The sequence below is a fragment of the Mycobacterium sp. 4858 genome, assembly GCF_900240975.1.
Lineage (GTDB): Bacteria > Actinomycetota > Actinomycetes > Mycobacteriales > Mycobacteriaceae > Mycobacterium.
On record NZ_LT968775.1, the window covers coordinates 1,500,250 to 1,517,616 of the forward strand.

Genomic DNA, 17,367 nt, shown 5'->3' on the forward strand with positions numbered 1-17,367 from the left:
CGGGTCTATCCGGGTACCTTCTCCGAGATCTTGTCCACGATTGTGGTCGCGGCCGGGGCGCCATTGCCGTACTGGCACACCTGCACATATACGACCACGTTATTCTTCGCCCGGGCCTCATTGGCGCAGACCCAGCCGACGACCCGGCCGTCCTGCAGTTGTGTCGCCGTCCACCGCGCATCCGTGCCGGTGGTGTCAGACTTTTGATATCGCCATTGCGCTTTGTCGTCTTTCCGGTGGAGCACTGCATTGTTGCAGGAATTCACGGGCTTGATAAACGCGGTGTCGAGCAATTGGGCCGCTGCTTTCGAGTCGGGAACCGTCGCAACAGCCTGGTAGACCGCATGCTCGAAAGTGTCCTTGTCGTTGTCCCTGTATTGATTGCTCCGCCATGCGGTATACACCACGCCAACCGTATCGGCGGCCGGCCCAAACAACGCGACGCATTCGGGATTACCCTCATCGATCGCGATGGGAGGCTGAGGCCTGGTCGCGCCCGGAGGAGGCTGAAAAGCCCAGTTGAGTTTCGCCCCGACGATATCGCTAACCACGTCCGGCGCCAAGATCAGCTCATCGATGCGATTCAGTGCCAGCGTGGGCGCCACTGTAGACGTCGACGTGGGCACGCCCGGCGTGGTGCCGTGGCCTCCCCCCTGACCACCGCCACACGCAACCGCCAACGCGACCACTCCAGCCCCGAGTGCCGAAACGATGAAACGAATCCTCATTTCGTCTCCTTGCTGAAAGGGGCGAAAGCCAAATCTTGTTTGCTGAAAGAATATGAGCCCGGCTGGCAGCGCGGATCGACTTTCCATCAACTTGCTGGCCGCCGTCACCAGTTCGCGATCGTCGTGGCCGGCATCCTTGGAAGGACCTGCAACACTCCACGGCTTCGCAGCTCTTCCCGTTACCGACGATCGAACGTCGCCACCCATTGTTACGGACCAGGTATGCGTACAACGCGAAGATCCCGACGATGTAGGCGCCTACCGGCATCCCCACCGCCAGCACCGTCTGCGCCGAGTCGAGCTGGGAGCGGTGATCGAGGAAGTAGGCCGCGGCATTCAGACCTGACCCGGTGCCAAGGTCAGGTCGACAACAGCTCGAGTGGCGTCACGATGCGGGCGCGCTCGTCCGGGAGCGGAACTGACGCCGATTTCTCGGTCGGCCGATGCGCCGCACCGTTGACCCTGGTCTACTACCGCGCGTAGTATTCGGGCTATCCCACCGTGCACAAGGGGGTGCAACGTGAGGTGGAGTTTCGCCCAGATCGGGCTGCTGATCATTTGCGCTTTCCATGTCGCGCAGGCGGTGATCGGCTTCATCATGAATCCGAGCTTCGCGACCGGGCCGGGGGCGCCAACCGTGCAATTGCTCGGAATGGACTACAACGGCTGGCACGCCGTCGCCGGTCTCGCCCTCTTCGCTCCGGGCCTGGTGTTCGCCGTGCGCAAGTCGTGGGCCGTGCTATATCTGCTCCTCGCCGCGATAGCCGGTGCGCTGCCGGGCATTTGGGCGTTTTTCTCGCATCAGGTCGCCTTCGTCTTTACCTTTCCCAACAACGTCACCGACGGAATCGTGCATTTGGTGACCGCCACGGTGATGGTCGCGGTGGCGGGAGTGCAGATCGGGATGGACGGCGGGCTGCGAAACTCGCTCGCCGATCTCCGGAAAGCGCGTTAGCCATACGGGATACGGCGAGCACTGTGGACTTCCGCCCGTCTACGAGTGACGTAGGTCCCTAGCCGCTATGCCGTACATATTCAAAGCTCCCACTTATGACACACCTCATTACCTGCAAGGTTGGGGGCTTGCTCGCCATCACAGCGGTGCTGGCGAACACTGCATGCACCCATCGCGCACCGCCACCGCCGTCGCAAACAACCGGCTCACCAACGACTACGCAGACCACCACGCCAACGTCGTCAACCACGCCGCCGACCACGACCGTCCCGCCCGGTCCGCATTCCGCGGCGGCCGACATCGATTTGCCACCCGGATCGGTTCTCACGAAGACACTCAACAATGTCGACAAGGCCGGGCAACCGATAACACAGGAGTTCTACTCCTACACGGTGCCCTACGACGTCGCCGTGGACTTCGTCGGAAAGCAGTTGTCCCAGAACCTATCCCCGAACGGATGGTATAAGGGCAAGCTTCGGCCATGCCATGGCCGCGTCGCTCCTGATCCTGCCCTGATCCCCCCTCCGTGGCACAACGAGAACTTGACGGAATGGCGGTGGTCCGACGGCAACAGGGCATTGAATGTCGACGTGAGCAATCCCGAAAGCAAGGTCATCAAAGAGCCCACGATCTCCATCGCGGACCTGCCGCTCAGTTCGGCCGGGTCCTGCCTGTAGGCGACTTCGAGCGGGCGGCAATCGTTATCGCCCCGCCAGCGCTGCTCATACCGCTTCGATCAACCAGTTACCGACTTCGCCCCTTCTGCGAGGAGACGAAATGAGGAGTCGTTTCATTGTTTCGGCACTCGGGGCGGGTGTCGTGGCGTTAGCGGTTGGGTGTGGCGGCGGGCAGGGTGGCGGCCACAGCACAACGCCGGCGCCGCCTACGGTGACAACCACAGTGGCCCCCACCCTGGCGCCCGATGCCGTCGACTCGCTGATCTTGGCGCCGGACCTGATTAGCGAGATCGTCGGTGCGAAACTCAACTGGGCGTCCAAACCTCCGCCCGGCGCGACCTCCCCGCCAGTGGCCGCCTTCGTCGACGAGGGTAACCCGCAGTGCGAGCCGCTGATCGCGCCGGACACGTACTCGGTGGGGGTGGCTTACACCGCATGGCGGAGCAATCTCTACAAAGAGGACAAGGACACTTACGATCACGCGGTCCGTCAAGCCGTTGCGACGGTCGCCGATCCCAAAGCGGCAACGGTGTTGCTTGGCAACGCTTTTGCCAAGCGTCTTGATTCCTGCAGCAATGCCGTCATCCACCTGAGCGGCAAATACCGATGGAGATTCCAGAAGACCGACGCGACCGATACGGGAGTGCGGTGGACGGGAACAGAACTGGAAGACGGCCAGATCACCGGCTGGGTCTGCGCCAGCGAGGCGCGGGCAAAGAACAATGTGGTCATCTATGCGCAGGTGTGCCAATGGGGCAACGGCGCTCCGGCCGCAACGGCGATCCTCGACAAAATCTCGGCGAAGATACCGGGATAGAGCTTTTCACGACTCCTGCCCGGCCCGGGGCCGCACAATGTGCGCGGCGTTACGGCTTCGGGGCTTGTGCGCGATGCTGGCTATCCGGGGTGCTCAGCGGTTGGCTACCCGAAAAACCGCGGACGACTCCGGGGCTATCCGGGGTGCTCAGCGGTTGGCTACCCGAGAGGACGCTGACGGCTTCGGGGCTAGCGGGGGTGACCATCGGTTGGCTGCCCGAGGGCGAGCCGACAGCTGCGGGAGCATCGGGGGTGGCCAGCGGTTCTCCGCCCCAGCCGGGGTCGCAACGCGCGACCTGCGGACAAGGAAGAGACGGATCGGAGCGCGCCACCGTGTCGCCCAGGCCGCCGGATACCGCGGTGAGCGCGCCGGCGATTGCTGCTCCCGCGGCCAAACGTGTCAATTTCGCCATGAGTGAGATTCCAATCGAGCTGAACCGATAAGGGACGAGGTCCTAAATAGGCAACGAGGTACCGTTCTCAAAACCTCAGCATTACTGTGATGGTACTCCTCCAGGACCTTGCACAAAGTATTGTGGTTCTCCCGGGTCTATCCGGGTATCTTCTCCGACATCTTGTCCAGAATTGTCGCGGTGGCCGGAGCGCCGTTGCCGTATTGGCATACCTGCGCGGTGAGGATCACATTGTTCTTTGCGCGTGCCTGGTTGGGGCAGATCCACCCGGTGGGCTTCCCGTCCTGCAGTTCCGTCGCCGTCCACGTCAGATCCTTGCCGGCGGCGTCGGTCTTTTGGAATCTCCATTTCGATATGTCGTCTTTGCGGTGCAAAACGGCGTTGTCGCACGAATTTACGGCCTTCGCGAGCGCATTGTCGAGCAACTGAGTCGCTGTTTTCGCGTCGGCTACCGTCGCAACAGCCAGATAGACCGCATGACCTGATGTGTCCTTTTCCTCCCTGTATTGGTTGCTTCGCCATGCGGTGTAGGCCACGCCAACCGTGTTGGTGTCCAGCCCGAACAGCGCCGCACAGTCGGGGTTGCCCTCGTCGATGACAGGGGGTGATGGAGGCCTGGTCCAGCCAGGCGGGGGTGTGCCCGTCCAGTTGAGTTTGGAGCCGACGATGTCGCTGACCACTTCCGGCGGCACGAGCAGCTCGTCGATGCGATTGAGCGCCAGCGTCGGCCCGACTGTGGGTGTCGGCGAGGGTGCCACCGAAGTGGCGCTGTGGCCGCCGCCCTGCCCGCCGCCGCACCCAACCGCCAACGCGACCACTACAGCCCCGAGCGCCGAAACAATGAAACGAATCCTCATTTCGTCTCCTTGCCAAAAGGGCGAGATCCGTATCTGTTGGTCGAAGAATAGGAGCAGTGCGAGAAACGCGGATCGATTTCCCCAACTTGCTTGCTGCTTGGCGTCTGTCTCGAGTCGACGATCGCGCGTCTCGGATCCGCATAGCGCACTGGATGAGCCGTCCGCCATCCAGCAGCCGGTCATGAATTAGCGCATCGCACCGCACTACTTGGTGAACAACGCATTCAGCTCGTCGAAGCTCGCGGCACCGGCGAGTCCCTCGAATGACCCGTCGTCCTTCAATTTCCGCGCGGCGCCTAAGAAAGCACCCCACGCGACCCGGCTGAAGGCCGAGCCGACGCTGATCCGCCGCACCCCCAGCTGTGCGAGGTCGGCCACCGTAATCCCAGTGTTCGCCGACATCAGTACGTTGACCGGATACGGCCGCACGGCGTCGACGAGAGTGGCGATGTCCGCTTTGGTACGGACCCCCGGAGCGAACAGCACCTCGGCTCCCGCCTCGGCGTAAGCCTGTAGCCGCGTGATGGCCTCGGCGAGCGGCTCGGGGTGGCCGTAAAGGAAGCATTCGGCGCGGCCGGTCAACACGACGTCGGTCCCCGAGCCGTCGATCGCCGAACGTGCGGCGCGGACGCGATCGGTGGCCTCGGCCAGCTCGAAGAGCGGCGCTTCGGCGATCCCCGTGCCGTCTTCGATGGAGAGCCCGGCCACGCCGGTGTCCACGCAGCGCGCCACATTCCGCGCGAGGTCGTCGGCGCCGCCGGCATAGCCGGCCTGGAAGTCCGCGTTGACGGGCACGCTGACCGCGGCGACTATTTCGGCGATGTTCTGCAGCGCCGCGTCGACGGAGAGCGCGGTCACCGTGTCCGGCAGACCGCGCGCGAAGCACAGCCCGGCGCTCGTGGTGGCCAGCGCCGGGAAGCCGAGATTTGCGAGAGCGATCGCGGATCCCGCGTCCCACGGGTTCGGGATGAGAAAGCACCCCTCTTGATGTAGCCGGCGAAACTGTGCTCCGATACCGCCGTCTGAGTCCACAAACCGATTATGCTCGCACCGCCCAACAGCTCGCCATGTCGCCGTCGGATCGATCCGCGATGCGAAATGCCTTGCGCTACTACGCTTTCGAACGACACGTGGTCGTGCGGTGTTGCCAAGCTCCGATTAACCGGCAGAGCCTCCGTTTGGAGACGGGAACCCGACGGTCGTCGTCGGCTCTCCCGGACCGGCACCCGCCGGCCCGCCGGAATCTCCACCAAGACGACTGGCCGCGAACGCCGCGCCCTGATCGATCGCTGCCGTGTTGCTCGAGTACGTGTCATGGGCGGCGAAATTCATCCCGTCGGAGCAGATCGGGTCCCCGGAGGCGCATACCTGAAGGGTCTTCGGCTGATAGAGCGGACCGATGACGACCGGCGGCTCGCCAAAGAAGTTCATCGCCTTGTCACTCGGCAATGCGAAGAGCACGACAGACGAGACGTGGTTGGCCACCTCAGGATCCATCGGTTTGGGCACGCTCGCCGGATCGATCCCGGCCGGTACGGCAGCTGAGGTGACGAAGCCCATCACGGCCGCACCCTGGGAATAGCCGGCGAGCACCATCTTGGTATTGGGGCAGTCGTGCGCCATTGAAACGACATGAGCGCCCGCGTCCCTGACGCCCGCCTCGCCCGCGTTCGTCCAGTCGTGGGTGGCGGGGTAGTCGACCGGATATACGTCGAGCGATTTTGCGCCGACGCGAGGCCGCAGGGAATCGATGAACGCCTGTCCGGTCGGACCAAGGCCCGGCGGGTCATCGGTGCCGCGGGCGAACACCACCTGGACGTCCGGACACGGAGCGGCAGAGGCAAACGGGATCGTGGAAGTGAAGACCGAGGCGCTGACGCCCGACACCCCGACGACCGCGGGAGCAAGGAAAAGGAGGACATGACGATGCGCGGTCATGGCGCTGTGTGCCCAACACATGCCATTACTAAACCACGAATTTTCGTGATTTTACGACGGCATCGACCGTCGCTCCGTGTTTGCTACTGATCGCCGCCGATGGCGCCGAGGCGCTCGCCCACCCGAGCCAGTGCCTCGTCGAAGATTTCCACCTTTTCGCCACGCTTTTCGTTGGCCGGCTGGGCGGAGCCGCGGGCGCCTTCGGCCTCCACCCGAGCCGCGCCCTGACGCCGCAACAGGCTGAAGTTCTTCTCGCGCGCTTGCCTGAGCCGGCTCTGTAATTGCTTCAGCGACTGCTCGTCCATGCGAGCGAGCGCCTCGGGATGACTCTCGCCGATCAACGAGCTTTCCTGCTGGGTCAGGTTCACGTGGTGGTTGCTCACCGTAATTTCATAGCGGTTACCGGACGCCCCGGCGCGTCGAATGCCCGGCGTCACGCCCAACCGTCACGCCAAAGCCACCTCACGTTCATCGCGAGCACTGAAAGGGTGAGGGCATGACGGCGCACCGGACGGGATCCGTTTCGAGCGGTCAGCACTGCGGGTAGCCGGGATGTCTGGTTCGCGACGAAAATGGGTTGATGCCACCTGAACAGGCGCCGCCGCCGCCTAAATCGGCGCCGGGCTGGTACCCCGACCCGTCCGGGGTCGGCCACGGGCTGCAACGGTACTTCGATGGTCTCAACTGGACCAGCGAGTATGCCTTCTCCACCGAACCGCCGAAGAAGGGCCCGCAAGGAAAGGCGGCCCTGGCCCTGGCGGCGCTGAGCGCGATGGTTCTGCTCGCCATCGTTGGCAAGACCTGGGCTTTCGACCACACGAAAGACGCCACGTCGAACAATTCGGTCACGGCGGAATCGTCGGCACCGACCGCGGCGCCACCCTCGACACCGCCCGCCCCCAAGAAGCCGGACGGAGTCACCTTCACCACTGCCCCGGGACCGAACGGCGACGTGGTCGACGCACGATTCGCCATTCGCGACAACTACACCGAGCAGATGATCAGAGACGGCGCCCGGATGGACACCATCGACATCCTCAGGTACGCGAGAGCGACCTATCCTGACGCGTCCGCAGTGAACGTGCAGGGCACGTTCCCGATGACCGACCCGTACGGCAACACCGCGACTCACGTCGCCATCGACCTCACGTATTCGCGAGCAACGTTGAACAAGATCAACTTCGACGGCATCACCAAAGCCAGCATCTGGGAGATTCGCGACTCCGGCACCGTCCTACCGGCTTTTCAGCAGTAGGTCATAATCGCGTCGTGCCCACCGAACCGCAGCACCCACCGGCCGCGCCGAAGCCGTCGCGGGTACGCATCACGCCTGAGGACGTGGAGCGGTTCGGTGACGAGGAGCAGATGCGCTCGGCGTCGGACGAGGGTCGGCTGCGCGAGGAGCGACCGCCGCATCACGGCTAGCCCGCCACCGGCCGGACGACCGGTCGGTCAGCTGGTGCCGATGCGGTCGATGTGGTTGAGGAAGTGGGTCAACACCGCGTCGGGCGCCTCAATTTGTGGCCAGTGCCCGATGTCGTCGCCGAGCATGACGACGTCCGGCTCGGGGATCACCTCCGCATAGCGGCGCGCCATGTGGGCACCGGAGTTGGGGTCGACCGGCCCGTCGATCAACCGCATGGGAACCGCGGTCTGTCGCATGGCTCGCACCCACCGGTTTCGGTGTGTATAGCGATCGTTGATGAACCGGCCGACCTTGTGCAGCACCCGGCGGCCGTCGTTGTAGTCCAAGATCTGATTGAAGACCTCCATCATGTGCCGGGTCGGCTTGGTGTTCGGGCCGAACATCTCGCGCAGTGTCGGCTCGAGCAGCCGACGGGACACCGGGCTGTTCTGTACATGGCTGAAGACGTCGCCCAACGGGGTGCCGGACATCAGCTTCTGCGCCGTCCTGGGTTTGTAGGCCTCGACGAACATTCCGCCGTTGAGCCAGGTGATCGAGTCGATGCGCAGCGCGCCATAGCTTTGCTGACCGAACACATGACGAGCCAACAATTCCTGGCCCACCGAATCACCTATGTCGTGGGCCAGGATGTGTGCGTTGGAGATGTTCAGGTGGGCCAGCAAAGCTTCGTGCATGTCGGCGTGGTCACCCACCGAGTACTGGTAGGCCAGCGGTTTTTCGGAGAATCCCATGCCGATCATGTCCGGTGCAATGACGGTGAACCGTTGCGACAGCGTGGGCCAGATCCGCGCCCAGTCAAACGAATTGAAGGGATACCCGTGGATCAGCAACAGCGGAGGGCCGCTGCCCTCCACGCGGTAGAAGATGTCGAAGCCTAGGTAGTCGAAGTGCTCGCCGGAGTCCAGCCAGCGTTTCAGTTCAGCGTCCATGACGCTCATCATCCTTCGCGATGCGGGCGTTCGCCCGACGGTGCCTCGTTTACGGCCGGGAATGCACCAGAGCAAAACATCGGCGGAACCCATTGGTGAGTGGCGCCGCATCACGCCCCATAGGCCGCGGGCCACAAAGGTGAAGATTTGCTACACGCGTGTCAAGGCTTTGTTAAGCGGTGAGCCGATCTCCCGGGGAGCGAGCACCGTAGGAGTACCGCGCCACTTCTGCCCGAGCGCGCTGTGAAAGGAAGTATGTGTTCAAGCCTCTCGCGTCCGCAGTGATCCTTGCCGCCTGTGCTGTCGGACTGGCCGCACCGGCACAAGCCCAGGGCGGCTACATCGTGATCGCGGGTTCAGATTCCACCCATGCCGTCGAAGTGACGGTCGGCGGCGGCGCCGCCAGTCTGAGTGACGTCGAGGCGTACGCGGTCAGTCATTGCGCCGAGAGGCACGGCGCAAGCGACTGCCGCGTTCTCGCCGAGGGTCGGGGTGGCTGTGTCGCCCTGTCGGATAACGGTCAGGGCTTGGTCGGCGGCTGGGGTCCCACCCGCAATGCCGCCGGTGCCGCGGCGGCGGCCAAGGTGGTGTCAGGGCAGGCAAATGTCGATGGCACTCGCTGCGTCGTTGACCCGGAGCTCGTCGCGACTGCTCGCAACTTCTCGTTCGTGGCCACGCAATAGCGACGCCGCTCAGGCGGTGCGGCGATGGGTATCTGTCGACCAGAGATGGCCGCAATCGGAGCACTGCAGGTGCACCAGCGTCCCCTTGTTGCTGAGCAGGTATTGCCAGTGCGTGTCGCAGTTTCGCGTGCTTCGGCAATCGCCACATTCCGCGCGGTGGTCGCAGCGCGGGCAGGGCAGCCATGCGCGGCAGCTACGGTCGGCGGTCGGATCAATCGGTAACACGATCCACCGTCCGTGGGGGGAGGACGCCAGCGCGGACCAGCTGGTCGTAGATCCGCTGCTGCTCGGCGTCCAGGTCGGAGTACAGCATGTCGTAGGCCTTCTGTTCCTCGGCGAGCACGGCGACGGGGTCCCAGTCGTCACCTATCGCGTCGAGCACTGCGCTGCGTCGACGCGCCTCGTCGAGGGTCAGGTCATGAGCAAACTCAAGGTCGGCCATCACGCTCTCCCAGCCGTTAGATAAACAAACGATTGGTTAGGATGACCTCATTTACGCTGATCAAGCTATGACGGCCATCACTATGGCCCGTTGACGTTCGTCACATTCGACCGAGTGCCGGCTCACCGGTTACGGCGCTGCGTTCCCGACATACGCGTTGCGGCGATGACGCGCTGTCCCGTTGCGCTGCGACCGGTTCCAGATCACGGCATGCCTGCGCAATCTTCGAGTTGTTCCGTTCTCGCACCGATGTTTACGCGCTTCGCCCGGACAATCGTCGAGATGGCCACCCGGGTTGGATGCCGGGGATTAAGGGATATTCCCGGGCGCGTTAGCGTGTAGTGATGCGCTACCAAGTGACCGACGCCGACACCGCCGAGCAGGTCGGCAGCGGCGATGTGCCCGTGCTCGCGACACCACGGCTCATTGCGTGGCTGGAAGCGGCCACAGTGCAGGCCGCTGCGCCGTTCACCGGTCCCGGCCAGACGACCGTTGGCACCGCGGTGCGCATCGAGCACCGGCGCGCGACCCACGTAGGCGGCACCGTAGAGGTCACCGCCGAGCCGGTATCGCCGGTCGACGGGCGACGTCTGACGTTCGAAGTGGAGGCGATTGACGATTCAGGACAGGTTGTCGCCCGAGGTGAAATCGATCGCGTAATAGTTGACCGGGAAAAGTTTCTCGGCCGGTGACCGAGATGCCGCGCACCAGCGCGACGCGTCAGTGACCGTGACCGCGCGCGGCAGTTAAGAACCACCGGTTTCGGCAAGCGACAATTCGCACAATTCCGGTTTCGCCTCAGCAGACGGGCGCCGCACGTAGACCCACCACGTCAGCACTGACCCAACGAGATAGCACAACAAGAAAAAGCAGAACGCCGTCGTTTCTGAACCGGTGGTCAGATAGGACTGTCGGAGCGCCAGATTGATCAATACACCGCCGAGCGTGCCGACCGCGGAGACGATTCCGATCGCGGCGCCGGACATCGCACGGGCCCAGTGGCGACGTTCGGCCTCGGCGCCGTTCATGGAGTGGCTGCGTGATTCGAAGACCGCCGGGATCATCTTGTACACGGCTCCGTTGCCGATCCCGCACAGGACGAAAAGTGCCATAAACCCGACGATGTAACCGGTCATGGCGGCCACGCTCAAGGGCCCGGAGCGACTGTCGGCGTGCGCGCTGACCTCGATCAGCGCGCCGATGGCAGCGATCATGGCAAACAGGGCTCCCAGGGTGACGGCGCCTCCGCCGAGGCGGTCGGAGAGCCTGCCGCCGTACATTCGGGCCAGCGACGCGAGCAGCGGTCCGAGAAAGGCGACGCGGGCGGCATGCAATGACGCCTGCAGCGCACCTTGCCCGGTGGCCATGTAGTTCATTTGCAGCACCTGGCCGAAGGCGAACGAAAATCCGATGAATGAGCCGTAGGTCGCGACGTAGAGCATCGCCAGGATCCAGGTGTCACGCTGCACCAGAGCCGCCCGCATGGGTTTGTGCTCACCGCGGGGCAGCTCCACGTTGTCCAGGAACAGTGCCGACCCGAGGGCGGCCAGTGACAACAGCACCAAATAGATCGCGCATACCCAATAGGGCTGCCGGTTGCCGGCGGTCGCGAGCACTACCAGACCTATGACCTGGATCATCGGCACCCCGATGTTCCCACCGCCACCGGCAATGCCCAGTGCCGCGCCTTTGAGTCGCTGGGGGTAGAAGACGTTGACGTTGGCGATCGCCGCGGAGAAATTGCCGCCGCCCATGCCAGTTAGCGCCGCACACACCAGATACATCCATAGCGGCCGACCGGGGTTGGCCAGCAACAGAATCGTGCCAACCGTCGGGATCAACAGCACCAGCGAAGAGCACACCATCCAGTTGCGCCCGCCGAACTTGGCCACCCCCGCCGCGTACGGGATGCGCAGACAGCCACCGACGAGCGTTGCGGTGGCACCCAGCAGAAGCTTGTCGGCCGGCGAAAGGCCGTACACAGAGCTGGGCATGAACAACACCATCACCGACCAGATCGACCAGACCGAGTAGCCGACGTGCATCGCGAACACAGACCAGATCAGGTTCCGCCGAGCGACCTTCTTATTGCCGGCCTCCCAAGCCGCGAGATCCTCGGGATCCCAATTCGAAATGCGTTGCGCCCGGGTCATCGACAGTCCCCCAAAATTCCGTGATCAAAGCGGCCGACGACGACGCTAAGCACGAAAGCTCCGAGATGACGCACGAGTAGCTGTGAGTTGACAACCAATTCAGCCCATCAGGCGCAACAACCCAGGTGAAATCGCCATTGATACAAGACAATTCTTTTTCCATAAGCCAAACTTGTTAATCAGCAACGCGTTACGTTCGTGTAGAAGCCCGAGCGAGTCGTTCCATACGGTCGGTCGGCGGTCAGGAAGGCACGCGACGATGAGGGTTGCTTTCACGAGCGGCCGGCCTTTCCCGCGTATGGGCCTTGATCCGCAAGCGGGTCACGCTGACGTTGGCACGCGATCGTTGACGACGGCGGAGCGCAGCGTCGGCCGCCATGATGGTCGTCGAGCGAGGAAAGCCCAGCCCGTCCAGCGCGGTGGTGGGCCTCGCCGGCCACAATGCCGCTCGATGCCGGCACAGAGACCGTCCACACGGCGAACTCGCGGCACCGCGAACCACATGGTGAGCGTTTGCACGGTTTTGTTGCGTTGGATCCACCGCTGAACGGCAGTTGGTGCATTCGATAGGTCAGGCGGATGAGCTATCTCGGCCGACTTCGCTCGCCTGGTCGCGGCGCTGTGCATTTATCAGGGTGACCTGTTTAACGGCGTCTGCTCCGAAGTAACCGCCAATGACGATGCCGGTCAGTACCGTGAAGTTTGGGACCACGTTTTCGGCCAACGCCGACAAATGTCTGCCCTCCGAGGTGATCAAGAACGCGGCCCAACCGGCAATGACGAGATAGGTGACAACGAAGGCGGCAGCAATGCCATCGCGCATCGAGTTCCTATCACTACGGCCCGCTCCCGCGTGGCGCTGCAGAAGCCAAACGCCCAGGAAGGTGGCGACCGCAATAACCGCAGCGCCAACCTGCAGCGCCGCGTCAGATTTCGTGAAGTATTGATCCCACAGTGGAGCGCCGGCCGCAACTACGACATCTACGACCACCAGCATGGCGGCGCCCCATCGCGCGAAACGAGGCCCCGCCTCGCCGTCGGAGGCGGCGTGGGCAACTACGTCGGCCATAACTAATCTCCCTCTCGCATTTCAGCGCGCGGCATAAGATACGAACCAGAACAGCGGCTTTATGTCGCGGCGAGCGCGTGCAACCGGTTCAATAACTCGTCGGTCCGGGGCTCCAGCCACATTGGTCTTCCGCCGGACTTAACAAACCCGCTGGACTGAACAACCCCGGCATTCCTCACTGCGTCATAGTTGATGGGGACCAGGCGAATTTCGCAGCGCTCGAAGAGATCCCACCCCGCCCCATCCGCGGGTCCCCAGAAAAACATCGCGTCGTGCGGGGGGAAATAAGCCGCCCAAGCCCCTTCCGGCTTACGTAAACGCCAGACCTTTCCGTATTCACCGGTTGTTTCATCCTTGTCGGGCAGAACAGTGCCGTATTGGCTTGCCTCGTGCGCAAGTCGTCCCGCTTCCTGTAGCAGATTTTCATCTGAACCGAGGCGGGGATAGAGATTCATCCCATAGAGCGATTTGCGATTTTCCCATCTTTCTGTCAAAAACTGCGGGAAAAAACGAAAATCATTCTCGGCCCTGGCGATCTCTTCGGCACCCTCGTTGCTCTGATGAATCAGCATGGGCAAGACCGTCTCTTCAAAGACCTCATCCTCAGGAATATCCTTGTGCCATGCGGGAAAACCCAGAGTCAATCTCTCACTAGACCTTGTGAGTGCTTGGCCATGGTCGCCCTTGAGCCGGGACGGCACCCCGACCCAAACGAAGTACGGTTTCCTGTGAAAGTCTGTTGATATAATCGGATACAGCCGATAGGCGTTACCATCTATCAAGTCCGCTGGCGCAATGCTGTCCGTCGGAGTGAATCCACTTCCATCCTTGCCCAATGGACAGCCCGGACAGGGATTTTCCTGATAGAAGTGCTGCCCGCCGCGCTCGACGACAGCCACCACGCCGAAGGGAACTTTCTTGAGCCATTCGTAATTATCGATCCAGAACCGGTAATGGTCGTACATCCCGAAGTCGCGATCATCGAGCTCCTTTTTCAGAGTGCCTTCCAAGCGTTGGAGGAAGGTGAGATCAGGAGGATTTTGACGATTTCTCAGCGAGTCGGTCAGAAATTCACTCACCGCGTTCAGCGCGAGCCGGAACACATTAGCCGCGACACGGATATGCAGGCCGTCTCCGACCACATCAGGGTAGTTGACGCAGTACTCGAGGTACTGGGCGAAGACACCTCTGATCGAAAACCACACCAGGGAGTGGCCGAACACGACTTGGGAGGTTGTACACAGCTTGCTTATGCGCTCCAGCTCGGGGAAAATAGCCCCCCAAGGCTTGTACGAGTAGCCACTGGGCGCATAATCACCGAAGAGTTTCTCCTCCATAACACTCGCGCGGACCGCGCGGGCGGCCGGAACGGTCGGCGGCGCTGCCTGATTTAGTGGAATAGGTTGTGCGGCCAGATCATTGATCTGTTTCTCGGTGAGCTTCGCCCAGTTTTTCAGCGTGTCAAGTTCGGCCTGACATTCCTGTTCCTTCTCTTTGTCATCTGGATTTGGGTGCGTCTTGTACTCAGGCGCGAGCTTGCTGTACTGCATTTCTTTAATCGCACTGTCCAGTACCCCCTCGGGGATCTTCGGTAAATCTGGCATCGAAGAAGCAAAGGAAAGTGAAGAACGAAGGGAAGAAATATCTATAGGGGCATTCTCCGGCACCTTCGGCACATCCACCGGTTTGTCCCAGGGTATGTTCCAAACCTCGGGGTCGACGCATTTTTGAAGGCCGTCGGTCGTGAAGGCGTCTGCCATTCGCTGTGCCCATGTTGCAGGCCCGCATTCTGCGGGACGGCCATAAGCCCGCGATACGAAATCCGCCGCGGCCATTGCAGTCATTTGGGTCCTGCAGAACTCTGCGGCAGCCCCCCCACTGATTAAAGGAAGGGAAACCGCGACACCGCCACCGACATCGAAATTGCTCTCCTTGTAATCACTGCTCCTGACCAAAGAACCTTCGAAAACCCCGCTGGCTGCCAGATCGAGCTCGTCAACGAAGCCCGTGCCGAAACGATCGTAAAACTCGGTCAGCGCAGCAACCAGCGCCGAGAAACTATCAGGATCATCAGGTTTCAGAGTCTTGGCGGCGGCGTAGACTTTATTGATCGCGTCCTGGAACGCTTGTGTTGCACAAGCAAGATATTCGTTCGGGGTAATATATTTTTGTTTCAGCGCTATGGAGAGCGAATAGCTATGGTTTCCGACAATCGTCACTTCCGACGAACGCCTGCATGCGTTCATAGTCTGTTTAACGTAAAACGACGCCGAGGCACCGACAATCCCGAGATTCAGTCCAAGCGACGCAGCCGTACTCCACCCCCATGCGTCTTGCGACTCCTGGGTGACACCGCCCCCTTGTACTTCACTCTTTAACTTACTCGGGCCATACAATAAGAACCCATTTTGAGCCAGCTTTTCCATATCGAACGCGTCGCTGTCGAGCAGGAGCTCATTCATATCTGCATTTATCGCCGTGCCAATGCGAAGGGCATTAAACTCATCGGGAAAAGGATCCTTCAAAACATCGTCATCCAAGTTAGCGTAATCCCTGGTAGACATTAACTTCCCCCATTCGCTCGGATTGCCCTGCTGTCACGCAGAAAACCTGATTCGACGCTACGCCGCCCACAAAACAGCCAGCTAGTGCCAAAAGTCCATACCTGATGCGCTGCTGAGCGAACACCACCGCCGAGACGCGTCCGGCCACAGAGAACAGCTAGCCTTGGGCGGCGACTATGCGGGCCTTGGCTACGTGGTCTGCAATGAGGTGGTCTGCAATGAGGCCGGCGAACCCTATTACCCGTCAACGCCCTTCATCATGTGGCAGGCGGCGATCAAGAACTCGGCGTGCCGCAGTTACGGCCGTACGACGCACGGCACACTCGCGCCGCGCTGACGCATCTGCATGCCCATCGGGTTTGATGGCGGCACCGATGCCGTCGAAAAACTAGAAACCGGCACGTCAAGCGGCCTTTCATCTGTCGGGCTGACAGTGTCTGGCTTCACGACGTAGTTGGCAGTTGTCTCGGGACATAGTTGACACCTCTTGAAGCGAAGTGCCCGGCCGCCTTTGAACCACGCTCCCCCGAGCAGCGTAGCGGTCAACCCCGACGGCAGCCTTGCCTACGGCAACCAACAACGGTGGCACAGGTGTCAGTGATCTCTTTTTTCGGACAGAGTCTCGACCGCGCGCTGTTCATCGACAGTGTGATTCTGGACCGTAGCGCCGCGCCCTGCCAACGCGCTATCTTAAACGCAGAAAGGAGCACAAAATGGCTTTTGAACCCCCATTCCCCCCAATTCCAGAACCTGAATCAGATTTTGATGTCGATTCCGGCAACGAACCTGCCACAGCGCATGTCCCGTACGAGCCGCCTATCTCCCCACCCTCAGAGCCTGAGCCAGGAATTTACCCGTATGAACCGTCAAACCAGCAGACTTCTTGGCCTTCCGATGATGGCCCTGAACGTCCGCATGATGATATTCCCGAAGAAATTAAACCGGGAGAAGGGGAAGAAGACGAGGAAGGAGAAGGGGAAGGAGAAGCAGAAGCATAGCGAACCTTTGAGTGCATAGCCTTTTGAAGGCTAATTCAAAGGAATATGGACTGCAGCGACAATCCGGTCTCACTAACTAAATTCGAGTTTGGACGCAAGCCGGCGGCTGTCAAGCGCGCAGTTGTCGAGTGGATCGAACGGGGCTCTATAACCGACGCCGACATTACTCGGCTACGGGTATGATCTCAGCGGTCGACTTTCCAACACCGACTCACTTGGATGGCACAAGCCGCGTGACCCGTATTCACCAAACAGGGTCAATAGTGCGGCTGTCGTCTGACTTGGGTCCGGGATGCACATCAAGGCAGTGGCCGATCTGCTGGGACACTCCTCCGTCGCGATTACTGGCGACATCTACGGGCACACCAGCGATGACACCGCACGGGCAGCAGTCGAGGGCTTGGCCGGTCGACTCGGTCTGCTGGACTGAGCAGTCGTTGCTATCCGCGGTGCTATCCATACCCCCGTCTGGTATGAATAAGGTGGCTCGGATCACTCCCGAACCGCCTCTCACCTGCTACTCCTCTGGTCGGGCTGACAGGATTTGAACCTGCGACCACTTGACCCCCAGTCAAGTGCGCTACCAAACTGCGCCACAGCCCGGTGCCGCCCGAATCGGCGGCAGCAGGTCGACAGCCTACCGCAGACAGCCCGGAACACAGCGAAGCGGCCTCCGACCAACCCGGCGATACCTGCCGGGCAGGAAACCGCAAACGCCA

Annotated in this window: 19 protein-coding genes and 1 tRNA gene; 9 read left to right on the top strand and 11 right to left on the bottom strand. The window is 61.7% G+C overall.

Features of this window, described 5'->3' with window-relative positions:
* Positions 1-5 precede the first annotated feature (5 nt).
* Positions 6-728 (bottom strand): sensor domain-containing protein, encoded by a 723-nt coding sequence (locus C1737_RS06865; protein WP_158243953.1) that lies wholly within the window; start codon positions 726-728, stop codon positions 6-8.
* A 520-nt stretch (positions 729-1,248) separates the two neighbouring features.
* Between C1737_RS06865 and C1737_RS06870 the strand changes: the two genes are divergently transcribed.
* The 3 genes from C1737_RS06870 to C1737_RS06880 all read left to right on the top strand — a co-directional run bounded on the left by C1737_RS06870 (position 1,249) and on the right by C1737_RS06880 (position 3,177).
* A complete protein-coding gene (locus C1737_RS06870) occupies positions 1,249-1,683 on the top strand; it encodes a DUF4383 domain-containing protein (RefSeq protein WP_067923991.1) in 435 nt (144 codons plus the stop codon).
* 128 nt (positions 1,684-1,811) lie between these two features.
* Positions 1,812-2,360, top strand: coding sequence for a hypothetical protein (locus C1737_RS06875; RefSeq protein WP_142393430.1), 549 nt, complete (start codon positions 1,812-1,814; stop codon positions 2,358-2,360).
* A 223-nt stretch (positions 2,361-2,583) separates the two neighbouring features.
* Positions 2,584-3,177, top strand: coding sequence for a sensor domain-containing protein (locus tag C1737_RS06880; protein ID WP_158243954.1), 594 nt, complete (start codon positions 2,584-2,586; stop codon positions 3,175-3,177).
* Between the two features lie 549 nt (positions 3,178-3,726).
* On the opposite strand, the gene C1737_RS06885 is transcribed toward C1737_RS06880, so the two are convergent.
* The 4 genes from C1737_RS06885 to C1737_RS06900 all read right to left on the bottom strand — a co-directional run bounded on the left by C1737_RS06885 (position 3,727) and on the right by C1737_RS06900 (position 6,821).
* Positions 3,727-4,446 carry a sensor domain-containing protein gene (locus C1737_RS06885; RefSeq protein WP_158243955.1) on the bottom strand — a complete coding sequence of 240 codons (720 nt, stop codon included), beginning with the start codon at positions 4,444-4,446 and terminating at the stop codon, positions 3,727-3,729.
* A gap of 204 nt (positions 4,447-4,650) precedes the next feature.
* The gene (locus C1737_RS06890) at positions 4,651-5,478 is read right to left on the bottom strand and encodes an oxaloacetate decarboxylase (RefSeq protein ID WP_233214672.1); all 828 of its coding nucleotides are present in this window, start codon (positions 5,476-5,478) and stop codon (positions 4,651-4,653) included.
* A 126-nt stretch (positions 5,479-5,604) separates the two neighbouring features.
* Positions 5,605-6,384: a cutinase family protein gene (locus tag C1737_RS06895; RefSeq protein WP_102417556.1), complete on the bottom strand. Its 780-nt coding sequence runs from the start codon at positions 6,382-6,384 to the stop codon at positions 5,605-5,607.
* A gap of 83 nt (positions 6,385-6,467) precedes the next feature.
* Complete coding sequence (locus C1737_RS06900) at positions 6,468-6,821, bottom strand: hypothetical protein (protein ID WP_231980355.1); 354 nt, start codon at positions 6,819-6,821, stop codon at positions 6,468-6,470.
* Between the two features lie 143 nt (positions 6,822-6,964).
* Here C1737_RS06900 and C1737_RS06905 point away from each other — a divergent pair, with 143 nt between their 5' ends.
* Positions 6,965-7,639, top strand: coding sequence for a DUF2510 domain-containing protein (locus C1737_RS06905; protein ID WP_102417557.1), 675 nt, complete (start codon positions 6,965-6,967; stop codon positions 7,637-7,639).
* Positions 7,640-7,653: 14 nt separating this feature from the next.
* Positions 7,654-7,809, top strand: coding sequence for a hypothetical protein (locus C1737_RS26845; protein ID WP_197509110.1), 156 nt, complete (start codon positions 7,654-7,656; stop codon positions 7,807-7,809).
* Between the two features lie 27 nt (positions 7,810-7,836).
* On the opposite strand, the gene C1737_RS06910 is transcribed toward C1737_RS26845, so the two are convergent.
* A complete protein-coding gene (locus tag C1737_RS06910) occupies positions 7,837-8,739 on the bottom strand; it encodes an alpha/beta fold hydrolase (RefSeq protein ID WP_102417812.1) in 903 nt (300 codons plus the stop codon).
* 257 nt (positions 8,740-8,996) lie between these two features.
* Here C1737_RS06910 and C1737_RS06915 point away from each other — a divergent pair, with 257 nt between their 5' ends.
* A complete protein-coding gene (locus C1737_RS06915; RefSeq protein ID WP_102417558.1) occupies positions 8,997-9,422 on the top strand; it encodes a DUF4189 domain-containing protein in 426 nt (141 codons plus the stop codon).
* A gap of 211 nt (positions 9,423-9,633) precedes the next feature.
* On the opposite strand, the gene C1737_RS06925 is transcribed toward C1737_RS06915, so the two are convergent.
* On the bottom strand, positions 9,634-9,864 hold the full coding sequence (locus tag C1737_RS06925) for a DUF6400 family protein (protein WP_067919722.1): 231 nt from the start codon (positions 9,862-9,864) through the stop codon (positions 9,634-9,636).
* Between the two features lie 344 nt (positions 9,865-10,208).
* Here C1737_RS06925 and C1737_RS06930 point away from each other — a divergent pair, with 344 nt between their 5' ends.
* On the top strand, positions 10,209-10,556 hold the full coding sequence (locus C1737_RS06930; RefSeq protein ID WP_102417560.1) for a thioesterase family protein: 348 nt from the start codon (positions 10,209-10,211) through the stop codon (positions 10,554-10,556).
* A 54-nt stretch (positions 10,557-10,610) separates the two neighbouring features.
* On the opposite strand, the gene C1737_RS06935 is transcribed toward C1737_RS06930, so the two are convergent.
* The 3 genes from C1737_RS06935 to C1737_RS26580 form a co-directional block, all read right to left on the bottom strand.
* The gene (locus tag C1737_RS06935) at positions 10,611-12,017 is read right to left on the bottom strand and encodes an MFS transporter (RefSeq protein ID WP_102417561.1); all 1,407 of its coding nucleotides are present in this window, start codon (positions 12,015-12,017) and stop codon (positions 10,611-10,613) included.
* 571 nt (positions 12,018-12,588) lie between these two features.
* A complete protein-coding gene (locus tag C1737_RS06940; protein ID WP_102417562.1) occupies positions 12,589-13,086 on the bottom strand; it encodes a hypothetical protein in 498 nt (165 codons plus the stop codon).
* 59 nt (positions 13,087-13,145) lie between these two features.
* Entirely contained in the window at positions 13,146-15,626 is a 2,481-nt protein-coding gene (locus C1737_RS26580; RefSeq protein WP_142393431.1) for a hypothetical protein, read from the bottom strand.
* Between the two features lie 737 nt (positions 15,627-16,363).
* On the opposite strand from C1737_RS26580, the gene C1737_RS26585 reads away from it, so the two are divergent.
* The gene (locus C1737_RS26585; RefSeq protein WP_142393432.1) at positions 16,364-16,648 is read left to right on the top strand and encodes a hypothetical protein; all 285 of its coding nucleotides are present in this window, start codon (positions 16,364-16,366) and stop codon (positions 16,646-16,648) included.
* A 292-nt stretch (positions 16,649-16,940) separates the two neighbouring features.
* On the top strand, positions 16,941-17,078 hold the full coding sequence (locus tag C1737_RS06950; protein ID WP_233214674.1) for a hypothetical protein: 138 nt from the start codon (positions 16,941-16,943) through the stop codon (positions 17,076-17,078).
* A 96-nt stretch (positions 17,079-17,174) separates the two neighbouring features.
* On the opposite strand, the gene C1737_RS06955 is transcribed toward C1737_RS06950, so the two are convergent.
* A tRNA-Pro gene (locus tag C1737_RS06955) sits at positions 17,175-17,251 on the bottom strand.
* Positions 17,252-17,367 lie beyond the last annotated feature (116 nt).